Origin of the sequence: Corynebacterium glaucum (assembly GCF_002287505.1) — a bacterium.
Lineage (GTDB): Bacteria > Actinomycetota > Actinomycetes > Mycobacteriales > Mycobacteriaceae > Corynebacterium > Corynebacterium glaucum.
Genome location: NZ_CP019688.1, coordinates 2395688 through 2409084, shown reverse-complemented (window position 1 = coordinate 2409084; position 13397 = coordinate 2395688). Strand labels below are relative to the sequence as shown.

General features: G+C 63.6%; 13 protein-coding genes. 8 read left to right on the top strand and 5 right to left on the bottom strand.

From position 1 onward, the window contains the following. Positions 1–65 precede the first annotated feature (65 nt). The gene (locus CGLAU_RS11650) at positions 66–1622 is read left to right on the top strand and encodes a ribonuclease H-like domain-containing protein (RefSeq protein WP_415877134.1); all 1557 of its coding nucleotides are present in this window, start codon (positions 66–68) and stop codon (positions 1620–1622) included. Here the strand turns inward: CGLAU_RS11650 and CGLAU_RS11645 are convergent. Further along, positions 1613–2797: an MFS transporter gene (locus tag CGLAU_RS11645; RefSeq protein WP_232507122.1), complete on the bottom strand. Its 1185-nt coding sequence runs from the start codon at positions 2795–2797 to the stop codon at positions 1613–1615. The genes CGLAU_RS11650 and CGLAU_RS11645 overlap by 10 nt on opposite strands. A gap of 381 nt (positions 2798–3178) precedes the next feature. Next, complete coding sequence (locus CGLAU_RS11640) at positions 3179–3781, bottom strand: superoxide dismutase (RefSeq protein WP_095661201.1); 603 nt, start codon at positions 3779–3781, stop codon at positions 3179–3181. A gap of 91 nt (positions 3782–3872) precedes the next feature. Here CGLAU_RS11640 and msrA point away from each other — a divergent pair, with 91 nt between their 5' ends. Further along, the gene (gene msrA / locus CGLAU_RS11635; RefSeq protein WP_095660850.1) at positions 3873–4514 is read left to right on the top strand and encodes a peptide-methionine (S)-S-oxide reductase MsrA; all 642 of its coding nucleotides are present in this window, start codon (positions 3873–3875) and stop codon (positions 4512–4514) included. On the opposite strand, the gene CGLAU_RS11630 is transcribed toward msrA, so the two are convergent. Next, positions 4511–5221, bottom strand: a complete 711-nt coding sequence (locus CGLAU_RS11630) for a DUF1345 domain-containing protein (RefSeq protein ID WP_095660849.1) — start codon at positions 5219–5221, stop codon at positions 4511–4513. The two genes, msrA and CGLAU_RS11630, sit on opposite strands and share 4 nt — an antisense overlap. Then, the gene (locus tag CGLAU_RS11625) at positions 5222–7153 is read right to left on the bottom strand and encodes an alpha/beta-hydrolase family protein (protein WP_095660848.1); all 1932 of its coding nucleotides are present in this window, start codon (positions 7151–7153) and stop codon (positions 5222–5224) included. A gap of 82 nt (positions 7154–7235) precedes the next feature. Between CGLAU_RS11625 and CGLAU_RS11620 the strand changes: the two genes are divergently transcribed. Together CGLAU_RS11620 and CGLAU_RS11615 are read left to right on the top strand one after the other, a co-directional pair. After that, complete coding sequence (locus tag CGLAU_RS11620; protein WP_232507121.1) at positions 7236–7997, top strand: glycerophosphodiester phosphodiesterase family protein; 762 nt, start codon at positions 7236–7238, stop codon at positions 7995–7997. Positions 7998–8007: 10 nt separating this feature from the next. Next, entirely contained in the window at positions 8008–8925 is a 918-nt protein-coding gene (locus CGLAU_RS11615; protein WP_095660846.1) for a DUF5926 family protein, read from the top strand. Here the strand turns inward: CGLAU_RS11615 and CGLAU_RS12575 are convergent. Further along, positions 8922–9053 (bottom strand): hypothetical protein, encoded by a 132-nt coding sequence (locus CGLAU_RS12575; RefSeq protein ID WP_269768546.1) that lies wholly within the window; start codon positions 9051–9053, stop codon positions 8922–8924. The two genes, CGLAU_RS11615 and CGLAU_RS12575, sit on opposite strands and share 4 nt — an antisense overlap. A gap of 100 nt (positions 9054–9153) precedes the next feature. On the opposite strand from CGLAU_RS12575, the gene CGLAU_RS11610 reads away from it, so the two are divergent. The 4 genes from CGLAU_RS11610 to CGLAU_RS11595 all read left to right on the top strand — a co-directional run bounded on the left by CGLAU_RS11610 (position 9154) and on the right by CGLAU_RS11595 (position 13384). Continuing rightward, positions 9154–9921, top strand: a complete 768-nt coding sequence (locus CGLAU_RS11610) for a glycerophosphodiester phosphodiesterase (protein WP_095660845.1) — start codon at positions 9154–9156, stop codon at positions 9919–9921. A 118-nt stretch (positions 9922–10039) separates the two neighbouring features. Further along, positions 10040–10993 carry a carbohydrate ABC transporter permease gene (locus tag CGLAU_RS11605; RefSeq protein ID WP_095660844.1) on the top strand — a complete coding sequence of 318 codons (954 nt, stop codon included), beginning with the start codon at positions 10040–10042 and terminating at the stop codon, positions 10991–10993. An 87-nt stretch (positions 10994–11080) separates the two neighbouring features. After that, positions 11081–11989, top strand: coding sequence for a carbohydrate ABC transporter permease (locus CGLAU_RS11600; RefSeq protein ID WP_095661200.1), 909 nt, complete (start codon positions 11081–11083; stop codon positions 11987–11989). A 60-nt stretch (positions 11990–12049) separates the two neighbouring features. Beyond that, the gene (locus CGLAU_RS11595) at positions 12050–13384 is read left to right on the top strand and encodes an ABC transporter substrate-binding protein (RefSeq protein ID WP_095660843.1); all 1335 of its coding nucleotides are present in this window, start codon (positions 12050–12052) and stop codon (positions 13382–13384) included. The last annotated feature ends 13 nt before the right edge of the window (positions 13385–13397 follow it).

Here is a 13397-nt window from a genome sequence, read left to right as displayed (position 1 = left end):
TAACTTCGGCTAAATTCGCTTCGCCCCACAACTGTACCCGGCTCCCAGGTACACTCGCTGACATTGTGGATACGGTGCGTGCGTCCGATCTGGTCGGCTGCAGGTTTCGGATGCGTCAGCGTGCGGCGCACCCGGATGTCCCGCCGTTGCCCGACGCACTCGCCCGACAGCCGCAGATTGACGCTGCTCGGGCCGTTGTGTTTGATGCGCTGCCGGTGGAACGAGCGGTTGGGGACGGGCGTCGAAAAGCATTCGTGCGAATTGACTTGGACCCTGCTTTTGGCACCGAGCGTGAGACCGAGCAAGCCCTCGCGCGGCGCGCGCACCTGATCACGAACGCGACGCTGCGCGGCACGGTCGCAGGGATTGAAACGGTCGCGGAGGTCGATGTTCTTGTGCGTGTCGACGACGCTTACGCCCCCGTCATCATCTCGAACCATCGCGTCGCACGGCCGCACCCTACCGCCACGCTCGAGATGGTGGCCACAAACCGGCTCGGGCTGTCGAAACCGCTGGTAGTGAACGCGAAAGCGCGCCATCACACCACCGACGGGTACCGGCTCGCGCTCGCTGAGCTGCTGTTGCGCGAGCGCGGCTTAGCGACGGGGCGCGGAGGCATCATCGGCCAAGACCGCTCCCGCGCTTATGTCGACGATGTCACCCGTTTCATCCCGCCATTGCTGGACGCGCTCGCAGCGCCGGTACCGACTGAGCCGAAGCGGCTGAAACAGTGTGCGACCTGCCGGTTCTGGCCGCTGTGCGAGCCGCGGTTGGAGGAGCTCGACGACATCTCGCTGGTGCTGCCTGGCGGGCGCGGCGACACCTGGCGCGAGCGGGGGTATGCGACGGTGCAATCGCTTATCGACGCAGGCGTGGGCGAGCCCAGCGCCGTCGCCCGCGCGTGGCGCGAGGGTGTGCCGGTGCTTCGTCGCCCCGGCGAGATTGCGATGCCGCGCGCCGACGTGGAAATCGACGTGGACATGGAGGCGTACCTGGACCAAGGGGCGTACCTGTGGGGCGCGTTCGACGGTCAGACCTACCGGGCGTGTGTGACCTGGGATGAGCTGGAAGCGCCGACTGGGTGCGGGGGTGCTGGCGGGCGCGGGGGTGCTGGCGGGCGCGGGGGTGCTGGCGCGCGCGGTGCCGATGCAGCTGTGACCGCTGAAGAGGCGAACTTCAACGCGTTCTGGACCTGGCTCATGGGCGTGCGCGCCGAGGCCCACGCGGCCGGGAAGACGTTCGCCGCGTACTGCTACGCCTCCGGTGGCGAGAACTACTGGCTGAAGGCCTCTGCGAAGCGCTTCGACTCCATCGATGCGGCGGAGGTGAACGCGTTCATCAGCTCTGACGAATGGATCGACGTGTTCGCGCATGCCCGCCGCCACCTCGTCGGTACCGATGGGCTGGGGCTGAAGGTACTCGGACCCGTGGTGGGTTTCGAGTGGGAGGACGACGACGTCGACGGTGAGCGCTCCGTCGCCCTGCGCCGCGCGGCCCGCCTCGGTGACCAGCGCGCCCGCGACATGCTGCTGCGCTACAACGAGGACGATTGCCGCGCCACCCGCGCCGTGCGCGAACTCCTCACCGCAGGTGCGCCGGGGCTACCGGAGCTTCACGCTTGACGACGCTTCTCCGTCACGGCCAACCAGCCCGTGATCACCGTGAGCGCTGCCAGAAGCGCGGCGAGCACTCCAACGAATCCGCCCCAGGACAGAGCCTCGAAGGCGCGACCCGTCGCCGCGCCGAGGATTGACGAGCCCATGTAGTAGGAGAACACGTACAGGCTCGACGCTTCGGCGCGGTCGCGCTCCGCGATCTGGCCCACCCAGCCGGACGCCGTCGAGTGCATTGCGAAGAAGCTTGCGGTGAAAACAAGCAGGCCGAACAGCGTCGCCCACAGATTTGGGCTCGCCCCGATGAGCGCGCCGACAAGCATGAGCGCTGCACCAGCTAGCACCACCCGGCCGCGGCCGAAGCGCTTCACAAACGAGCCAGCACGGGCGCTCGACCAGGTGCCGGAGAGGTACATGAGGAACGCGAGGCCGGCGAGCGACGGCGGCAATCCAAAATCGTTGACCGCGCGGAACCCGAAGAAGTTGTACATGGACACGAACACGCCCATGCCCAGAAATGCGGTCACCGCGAGCGCCACGAGGCGCGGGTTGCGCAGGTGGCCAGCCACAGCCCGGAACTCTGCGGCAGGACGGATGGTGTCCTTGGCGTGAAAGTTGCGTTGCTCCGGCAGGAGCACCCAGGTTGCTACTGCCATCGCGAAGCTGACCATCGTGCCTACTGCGAGTGCCCACCGCCAGCTGGCTACCTCCAGCACGAATGCGGGCACGATGCGGCCCATGATTCCGCCAACCGTGTTGCCGGCGATGTAGAGACCCATCGCGCCGGGCAGGTCGCGCTCATCGAGCTCCTCAGACAGCCAGGTCATGGCCACTGCGGGTGTCCCCGCCAGAAGCGCTCCTTGCAGCGTTCTGAGCAGCACCATCTGCTCGATGCTCTGAGTCAGCGGAAGAAGCAGACCAACGGCGGTGGCGGCCACCGCCGAAATGACGAGCACCCGCCCACGGCCGAACTTCTCAGACAGGATCGACGCTGGCACCACGCAGATCGCGAGTGAGCCAGTGGCGGCCGAGACAGTCCACGCGGCCTCGGACGGAGTAATGCCGAGCTCGATGGTCAGCGTCGGCAGCAGCGCCTGGGTCGCATACAGCGAAGAGAAGACAGCCAACCCGACGAACAGCATGGCGATTGTCGCCCTGCGGTACTCCGGCGTTCCCTTCCTCATGTCCCTATGCTCTCGCACCGCCGGTGCCGCCGCAAAAACCGCTCTTCGTACATCCATCTCTGGTCAAACCCGGACAATGGTGCCAAACCCGGATATCTACGAGGGTTTATGTCTGATAGTTCAGGCATAAAGGGGTGCAACTATCCGGGTTTGGCACCATTGTCCGGGTTTGGCTGAGTGGATAGGTGGCGAAGCGGGCGGCCCGGTGGGTGGTCGCGTGGGTGGGCGGATAGGCGGCGGGGCAGGAGAGTGGCGGGGCAGGAGAGTAGCGGAGCGGGAGGGCGCGAAACCGCCACCACGCGAAACGACACCCGGCCCGGCGGTTGAAGCCGGGCCGGGTGCCGCCGCCGTCGTTAAGCGTTAAGCGAAAGCGAACTGGGCTTACGCTGCTGCCTTTGCGTAGCGCTCGTTCACATCGTCCCAGTTGACAACGTTCCACCAAGCGTCGACGTAGTCAGCCTTGACGTTCTTGTACTGCAGGTAGAACGCGTGCTCCCACATGTCCAGCATGAGGACCGGGGTGAAGTCAACGGAGATGTTGCCCTGCTGGTCGGTCATCTGCTGGATGATCAGGCGGCCAGCGATGTGGTCGTAGCCCAGGACTGCCCAGCCGGAGCCCTGCAGGGAGTTGGCTGCACCGGCGAAGTGCTTCTTAAACGCCTCGAAGGAACCGAAGTCGCGGTCGATCGCAGCGGCGATCTCACCGGTCGGGTTGCCGCCAGCGTTCGGTGCCATGTTCTTCCAGAAGATGGAGTGGTTGGTGTGGCCACCAAGGTTGAACGCGAGGTTCTTGGACAGCGCACGGATCTTGTCGGCATCTGCCTCGCCGCCCCGCTCCGCCTCGAGTGCCTCAAGCGCTGCGTTTGCGCCCTTGACGTAGTTGGCGTGGTGCTTGGAGTGGTGCAGCTCCATAATCTCGGCGGAGATGTGCGGCTCCAGCGCGTCGTATGCGTAAGGAAGTTCCGGAAGCTCGTAAACAGCCATGATCATGAGTCCTTTCGTTGGAGATCAAGTTACGGCACCCCATGGTAATGAAATTTGGAACACCGCGACTTTTCCGGGCGTTAGCACTGGTATGGGATTCCTTTTCGCACCGAAACCTGAACTCGTCGAACCCGGCCGCGCGCTTCCCGGCCGCGATGAGCCCGTCTTAGCCAACCCCCGCCCGCACGCCGTCTTAGGCGCCCCGATCACCGGCCCGTGGAAGTCCGAGCAGAAACGCCTGCTCATCGGCATCGGCTGCTTCTGGGGTGCGGAGAAAATGTTCTGGCAGATGCCGGGCGTCGAATCGACGTCCGTCGGCTACGGCGGCGGCGTCACCCCGAACCCCACCTACCGCGAGGTCTGCTCCGGCCAGACCAACCACGTCGAGCTGGTCGAGGTGGTCTACGACCCCGCCCAGGTCGAACTCAAGGAGCTGGTCCGCGCCGCGCTCGAGGCGCACGACCCGACCCAGGGTTACCGCCAGGGCAACGACGTCGGCACCCAGTATCGCTCTGCGTTCTACACAGACTCAGCCGAGGAAGCGGAAGCCATCAAGGTTTGGGTTGAGGAGTATGGGCAATCGCTTATCGACGCAGGGTTTGGCGCGCCTACCACGGAAATCGCAAGTGGGGTGGACTACTACTTGGCTGAAGACGAGCACCAGCAGTACCTGCACAAGGTGCCCAACGGCTACTGCCCGCATCACTCCACGGGCGTTGCCTGCGGGATCTAGGCCATCAGGCCGGTCGTGACCATCGCTACCACCACGGCTATTACCAGGGTGTTGAACGCGAACGCCACGATCTTGTTCGCGCGGAAGCGGTTCCACCCCTCCCGGGTGATGGGCACGGCTGGGCTTGCCGAGCCCATCGTGGAGGTGGTGGTGGCCAGGGTGAGGTAGTCGTCGAAAAGCGGCTCGTCGGTGTGCGCAAAGTGGAATTGACGCTTGTCGCCTCCCAGGTCGAGCTCGACGTAGGAGGCGGCGTAGACAACCACGAGGTACGCCCACGACGCGGCGGCCGCGAGGGTGCCGAGCGCCAGCATGATTGGATCGTGGCGCGACCAGGGGACGCGCGCGACCATGACGGCCATACCCAGTGCAGCGCCAGCCGCGGTGATCGAGACCGTGGCAGCCCCTTTGGAGCCACTCCATCGAACCCAGCGTTTTTCGGACAAGCGAGACTCGCGTCTGGCGTAGGCGCGCAGCTCTTCGATGGTGCATGGACGGAGCATGCGGATTGTCCACCAGACATAAATTCCGATGTAGAGCACCCACAGGACCAAGTAATACGTCAACCCGAAACCGATGGCTCCGGCGACTTCGTAATCGAGTCGGCCAGTGCGAATCACCCAGTTGAGCGCGGCGGTGGTGATCACAGCGGCGATGCCCAGCGACGAATAGTCGCGGTAAATCTCCGAGCGCATCCGTGGTTTAGCCATCTAGTACCCGTGCTTGGACGGAAAGCCGCCCGGGGGCTTGCGCAGCTTCACCGCGTCGTTGTGGATCCATTCGGCAGCGCGGTCCATCTCTGCGTCGCTCAAGCCCCCGTCACCGTCGACACCGTTGACACCGTGGACCACTGCATTCCAATAGGCCACCGTCTCGTCGTGGTAATTGTGCCCGTGCGGGGACGGCACATCCTGCGAAGCCAGCTGGTCGATCCCGACCTGCCACCACGTGATCAGCGGCATCCAGCGCAACGTCTGCAGCACGTCAAGCTTCTGCGCTTCGGGGGCGGCGTCGCCGCGCGAGCCGGGTTCTTTCAGCCAGTCCGGAATCTTCCAGATCAAGCTAGGTTCCCACCACACCACCGGATCCGAAGCGTGCTGGGCAAAGACGTAGCGCGGCGACTCCCATTCGTGGGCGTAGTCGTCGCCCTTGAAATCGTGCGTGATGTGGTCCGGGTGGGCGGTGAAACGGACATGACGCCCGCCGTCGACAAGCGGGAGGCGCTGCGGCGAGCCCTCCTCGCGTGCGCGGGTCAACTCCGAGTGGTTGCGGGCGAAACCTGGCACTCCGGTGAACACACCGCCAGTGGTGGATTGGAGGAACTCCTCCACGCTGCGGAACACGTCGGACACTCCGTAGGCGCCGAGCGATTCGCCGCCGACGTAGAGTTTCGGGCGCACTGATTCGTCGATAAGCGAAAGCTCCTCCCGGATGGCGCGCACCAGTGCGCGGGAGGAGCGGACCGGCGAGTCGTGGTCGGCGATGTAGGAGTACGCCGAGGGGAGGAACGAATACTGTACGGCGACGATGGCGCTGTCGCCGCGGGTGACAAATTCGAAGCCGGACGTGTGGAAATCGTTGATCCAGCCGGTGCCGGCGGCGGACATGACGGCGATGTGGCTGCGCTCGAACGCGCCGGTGCGGTGCATCTCGGCGACGGCTTCCTGCGCCATTTGGTCGAAGTCCGGCGACTCGTCCGGGTCGAGGCCGTGCAGGCCGATGAAGATGCGGATCGGCTCCTTGACCTCGTCCTCGCCGACTCCGAGTACGCGCGCAAGCTGCGCCTTGCGGGGACCGCCCGCGACGGTGGCACGGCCCTGGCGGCCCATGGAGCTCCAGTTCACGTTGGACTCAGGCGAGCCGGAGCGCTGCGGCTCCACCGGCTGGTCTGCACCCTTCATAAACGCGCGGTCGAGCTCCTGAGCGCTCTGGGAGACGTGGGAGAAAAAGCGGCGCACGACAACCCGGTCGGCAAACAGGAAGATCACTCCGCCACCCACAGCGATGGCCAGCGGCCAGGAGGTGACGGGCGGCAAGCGCTTGCCCAGCACGGCGTTGATCGCGTCAATGAAGGACTGGATCGCTTCGCCGACCGTCAGCATCGCGCCGTAGCCGAGCGAACCCAGCGCAAGGCCGCCGATGGTGTCCCACACCGAGTACTCGCCTTCGACCTCGACCAGTTCTTCTTGATCACGGCGGCGGTACAGTGCCATCGCGTACACGCCCAGCGTGGTGGCCGTCATGCCCAGGCGGGCGGGCGTGGACAGCGGGCCGCCCTCGCGCTGCTTGCCGGGGCGCACTGCCTGCGACACCGCGGTGGTCACGGCGTGGCCGATGCCCTGGAGCACCGCCGTGTTCGCCGCGGTGGTGGACCACTTGTGCGGCAAGAGCGAGGGCGAGACCGCACCCCAGGTGGCCACCTCTGCACCGACGGCGCCCACGCGGAAACTCTGCGGCAGGCGCTGCAACCCGCGCAGCCGCAGCCCCGGCGTAAGATCCGCGAACACTTCCAACGCCGCCACGGGAGCAGCGAGGATGCCGTCTCGGCCGATCGAGTAGCGCCTGCGCGCGTTGCGCACCGCGTTGAACGTTTCGGCGGCCTTGTCGCCCAACGGGGATGGCAGCTGGCGGAAGCTGGACATGGGTTGTACCTGGTCGTCGAAAAGCACACGCTCATTCTGGCAAAGATCGAGCGGGCGAGGGGGCAGCTGTACGTTGGGTGTCGTGGACAAACGAGTGCAAACCCAGATCATCGCTCACCGTGGGTTCTCCGGCCTGTACCCGGAGCACACGCAGCGCGCGTTCGAGGAAGCGCTGAAGCTGCCCATCCACGGCATTGAGTGCGACGTGCGCCTGACCCGCGACGGCAAGCTTGTGGTGTTCCACGACGCGACGGTGAATCGCACCACCAACGGCCGCGGGCGCGTGGCCACCATGGATTACCGCGACCTGCGCGAGTTCAACTCCGGCACCGAGGACGACCCGCAGCACATTTTGCTTCTCGACGAGCTGTTGGAGCTCTTATCCGACTATCCCGACAAGCACATCTATATAGAGACCAAGCACCCCACCCGCTTCGGTCCAGAAGTGGATGAACAGACGCTGCGCGTGCTGCGCTACAACCGCCTGCAGGATTCGGAGCGGGTGCACGTGGTCTCCTTCAGCCACTCGGCGGTGCGCTACTTTGCCAAACAAGCGCCGGAGCTGGAGACCTATTACTTGTTCCACCTGCGCGAGCGAACCTGGAACCCGGGCAACACGATGCTTTCGAAACCCTTCGGCGTCGGCCCTGCGCTTTCCCACCTGCAGTCCAAGCAGGAGTTGCTGGGCTTCAAGGGGCTGAAAACCTACACCTGGACCGTGAACACCCCGCGCGAGATGCTCTGGTGCGCAGAGAATGGCGTGGACGTGATGGCCACCGACCTGCCGAACTTGGCGCTGGACACGTTCGAGCGCGGTCGAGGTGGCGTCGACGGCGTGCGCTAGCCTAAAGCGCATGCCACCTAGGAAACCGAAGAAGCAAAAGAACCAGCTGCCCGAGGGCATGACCCGCCGCGAGGCGAAGCTTGCCGCCCGCGCTGCCGAGCGCGAGCAGTTTGCCAAGGATCCCCGCCCCTACGGCGGCCTGGCCATGGAGTCCGACCTCATCGCGCTGCAGGAGTTCGTCCCGTCCGCCGTCGCGCAGGTGGAGGTCAAGGGCACGCCGGTGAACATCGTCACGGTGCTGCCCGGTGCCGGCGCCGCGATGGTGCGCGCTGAGGAGGAGGGCGGCGAGCGCTTCGTCGCACTTCAGGTGCAATCCCACTCGCAGAACCCGGGCCGCGACCTGGCGTACGCACTTAACTGGGTGCTCGAGGCCAAGCCAGGAGAGACCTTGGGCTCCACGGTTGCGGATGGCTCGCAGCCAGAGCTTGATTCGCTTATCGACGCCTCGTCCCATCTGCAGATCACCGAGCACAACGACTTCGGTTGGTGGTTCGCCGAGGGCGCGACCGTGCCTCCGGAGATCCGCCAGGCCCTGGGCCGCGCCAACGAGGCGGTCCTGCCGTCCACCCAGGTCAAGGTCGACCTGCCGGGTTCGATCTGGTGGGTCAACCCGGGCGGCGGTAAGGCGCACATCCGTTGGGTGCGTCCCGAGGAGAGCGAAAACCAGATGCTCACCGCCCTGGCCCGCATCGCCGCCCGCGGGGAGCTGAACCTGGGAGAAGGCACCAAGTTTGCCGGCGCCTTCCGCACCCACGGCGTGGTCGTGCCGGTGTGGGACCTCGACCCGGCCGTGGACGCAGCCTCCTACGCCGACGCGCTGACCACGCTGAACGAGAAGATCGAGGCGGAGTACGCCTCCGATGCACAGCTTTCCGCCGACGAGCGCAAGCAGCTGGACAACATCAAATCCCGTCAGGTGACGATCTAGGTTTCTGCTTCCAGCTCGGCTCGATTGATCCCAAACATTTCTAGGGCTTGATCGAGTTCTGTCCGCTCTCCGGAATCCGTCGCAAAACGCAGGGCGAGCAGCAAAACGTCGTCCGCAGTCTGGGCCATAGCCAAAACGATAAGTATCGCGACAGCTCGGGGCAAGGTAGGAATAGCGGTGGTACGCCATATTCATCGTTGTTCCACCACCCCAGGGAGCGCAGCAAAAATGTCCACACACACCACCACCGGCATCATCGCCCACCGCGGCCTTAACGGCATCTACCCCGAGAACACCCGCCGCTCATTCGAGGAGGCGCTCAAGCTCGATGGCGTCGCCGGCATCGAATGCGATGTGAACCTCACCGCCGATGGCCAAGTCGTGGTCATCCATGACCAGTCGGTGGATCGCACGTCGGACGGTAGTGGTGAGGTCGCTGAAATGAGCGTCGATAAGCTTAAGAAGCTCAACTTTGGCACGGAGAGTGACCCGCAGGAGCTTTTGCTTCTCGACGAGCTGCTGGACCTGCTCGACGCGCACCCGGGCAAGAAGATTCTGATTGAGACGAAGCACCCGTCGCCTTTCGGTGAGCGGTTGGAACAGGCCGTGGCGGAGGTGCTGCGTGCGCGCGCGATGGAGGCCGACGAGCGGGTGCAGCTGATTTCTTTTAATGCCGAGGCGATTGAGCGCTTCGAAGAGTTGCTGCCGGAGTTGCAGTCTTTCCTACTCCTTGACCCTGAGCCGCTGTTGACCGGCCAAGGTGCAGCGTCGTTTGAGCGGATCGGCAATTGTGGCGTGGGGCCGTCCATGTGGCAGGCGAAGGCGGAGCCGGAGCTGCTAGGCGGCGAAGCGCCAAGCTACGTGTGGACGGTGAACTTGCCGAAGGACATGTTGTGGTTGCGCAAGCACGGAGCGAGCCTGATCGGCACCGATCTGCCGCACGTCGCGGTTGAGGTGTTTGCGGGGACGCACTTTCCGCAAAGGAAAGAAGCTTGACATCGCAACGAGAGTTTGACAGTTGTTTACCAATGTAACGATCAGGCAAAGTTAAGTTCCCTGTAATACAAATCCAATTTCACCGTCTGTTCATGCAGGGACTTTAATTTCATTCCTCATGAGCACGATGATTCCTGCAGTCTCCGTGGAACCGGAGGTCTACGAGGAATATGCAGCAACCTATAAGAACCGGAAGGGCCGGATCGACTGGCACCAAGTTGGCCTCGCAGCCCTGCTGATTCTGCCGAATCTTGCGCTGCTGATTCTGTTTACCTACCGACCGCTGATCGATAACATCCGAATCTCGTTCTACAACTGGAACATCTCCTCGCCGAACATGACGTTCGTCGGGTTGAAGAACTACACGGATTGGCTCCAAGCGCCGGAAACGCCGACCGTGGTGTGGAACACCGTAATCTTCACGTTCTTCGCAGTCGCGGGTTCAATGGTCATCGGGTTGCTCCTGGCCATTCTGCTGGACCAGAAGCTGATCGGTCGCTCCGCGGTGCGCTCGATGGTCTTCGCGCCGTACGTGATCGCCGGTGCGGCGATCGGTGTGGCTTTCCAGTTCGTATTCGACCCCAAGTACGGCCTGATCCAGTACTTCCTGGGCCTGCTGAACATCCAGGTGCCGAACTTCTACCAGCAGTCGGGCTGGGCGCTGTTCATGATCACGGTCACCTACATCTGGAAGAACGTTGGCTACGTCTTCGTGATCTACCTGGCTGCATTGCAGGGCCGTCGCGCGGACTTGGACGAGGCGTCGGAAATCGACGGCACATCGCCGGTGCGCCACTTCTTCCGGGTGGTGCTGCCGCAGCTGCGCGGCACAACTTTCTTCTTGCTGATCACCGTGCTGCTGAACTCGTTCCAGGTCTTCGACGTGATCAACGCCATGACCCGTGGCGGCCCGTACGGCTACGGCACCACCACCATGGTGTTCCAGGTCTACACCGAGACCTTTGTGAACAACCGCGCTGGTTACGGCGCCGCTGTGGCCACCATCATGTTCATCGTTGTCCTGATCATCACCGTCGCCCAGATCAAGCTGCAGGAAAGGCTGGACAAGTAAATGTCGACGAAATTTACTCAGGGCAAAAAGACCGCCAAGGTTCCAAAAGCAGTGTCTGCGTCGGCGGCAACCCACGAAGAGCGTGATATGCCCCCGGTGCCGGGCAGCCAAGCAGAGGGCGAGCCGGTCATTTCAGAAGCCCAGCGCAAGCGCAAGGGCGGAGGCGCAGATTACAGCTCTCCTGGGATGAAGGTGTTTGGCTACCTCGCGCTCGTGCTCACCGTGCTGTTGATCATGGTTCCGCTGTACTTCATCGTCATCACATCCTTCAAGACGTACCAGGACGTGTACTCGGACCCGATCACCTTCTGGCCGAACCCGTTCGAGCCGGGCAACTACGCACGCGTATGGGAGACCTCCGGGTTCCAGAACTACCTGCGCAACTCGATCGGCATCACCCTGATCCTCACGGTGATCAAGGTGGTGCTCGGCGTGATGTCTGCTTACGCGTTCGCGTTCCTGCGCTTCCCGGGCCGCAACGCGCTGTTCCTGCTCGTGATCGCGGCGCTGATGGTGCCGAACCAGATCACCATCATCTCCAACTACGCGCTCGCGGCTTCGCTCGGCTGGCGCGACACCTGGCAGGGCGTGATCATCCCGCTCGCAGGTGTGGCGTTCGGTTGTTTCCTCATGCGTAACCATTTCCAGTCGCTGCCGGGCGAGATCATGGAGGCCGCTGACATGGATGGTGCCGGGTTCTTTACCAAGCTTTTTCGCGTGGTGCTGCCTATGTCTTGGCCGACCTTGTCCGCGTTCGTCCTGATCACCGTGGTCAACGAATGGAACGAGTACTTGTGGCCGTTCCTGATCACGGACACCCCAGCGGCGACGACGCTTCCGGTCGGTTTGACCCGCCTGCAGGACGCAGAGGGTCTGACCAACTGGGCACCGGTGATGGCCGGCACTGTGCTGACCACCCTGCCGATGATCATCGTGTTCCTGCTCCTGCAGAAGCAGATGATTAAGGGCTTGACCGCTGGCGCGGTCAAGGGCTAACCGCCGTCCAGAGACCCCACAACCTCACCCCTCATTAACCCCCAAAGATTGGAGTCCCCCATGTTCGCATCCAACTCTCTTCGCAAGCGCATCGGTGCAGCTACCGTCGCTGCCCTGACCGCTGTGACCCTGACCGCTTGCGCTGGCGGCAGCACCACCGGCGGTGATAACGCTGGCAACGGCGGCGGCAACGCTGGCGGCGACGAAAACAAGATCGTCTTCTGGTCCAACCACCCGGGTTCCTCCCGCGACCTTGAGCTTGAGCTGATCGCAGCGTTCGAGGAGGAGAACCCGGACCTCACCGTCGAGCTGGTTACCGCTGGCTCGTCCTACGAGGAGCTTGCCCAGAAGTTCAACGCAGCGCTTGCAGGCTCTGACCTGCCGGACGTGATCGTCGCTTCTGACGTGACTTGGTTCAACTTCGCGCTCAACGAGGCAACAACCCCGCTCGATGAGCTGTGGGAGAAGGAAGGCCTGGACCCGGATTCTTACGTTGACACCCTGCGCGAGGACTACGAGTACAACGGCAAGCACTACGGTGCCCCGTACTCCCGCTCCACCAACCTGATGTACTGGAACACCGACGATCTGGCTGCTGCTGGCCTGCCGGCAGATCGTGGCCCGGAGACTTGGGAAGAGTTCGATGAGTGGGCTGCAAAGCTGAAGGAGCAGACCGGTAACCCGGCACTGGTCATCCCGGACGGCTCGAACTACCTCGACTGGTACTTCCAGGGCATGGTGTGGGCATTCGGCGGCGCGTACTCCAACGAGTGGGAGCCGTCCTTCTCCGACCCGAAGACGCTTGAGGCAGCTAAGTTCCTCCAGGACCAGGTGAACAAGGGCCACATCGAGATCAGCACCGACCCGACCGTCGCTTTCGGCAACGGCAACGCATCGTCTCTGCTGCAGTCGACCGGTTCCCTCGCAGGCCTGACCGACTCCGCGACCATCCCGTTCATCACCACCTACCTCCCTGGCCCGGGCCCGTCCGCCGCAACCGGTGGCGCTGGTCTGGCTATCCCGAACGGCATCTCCGACACCCGCAAGTCGAACGCGATCAAGTTCGTCGATTTCATCACCAACACCGAGAACACCATCATGTTCAGCCAGAAGACCGGTTACATGCCGGTGCGCAAGGACGCGTTGGAGGATCCGGAGGAGCGCACCTTCCTGGATGAGAACCCGAACGCTGAGACCGCGATCAAGCAGCTCAACGAAAACACCAAGCCGCAGGACTACGCCCGCGTCTTCGTGCCGGGTGGCGGCAAGCGCATCGGTGGCGCCCTGGACAAGATCACCAACGGTGGCCAGGACGTGGAGAAGGTGTTCGCTGACCTGGACAAGGAGACCCAGCAGGTCATCGACCGTGACATCACCCCGAACCTGAAGAACTAGCCCCAGTCCGATT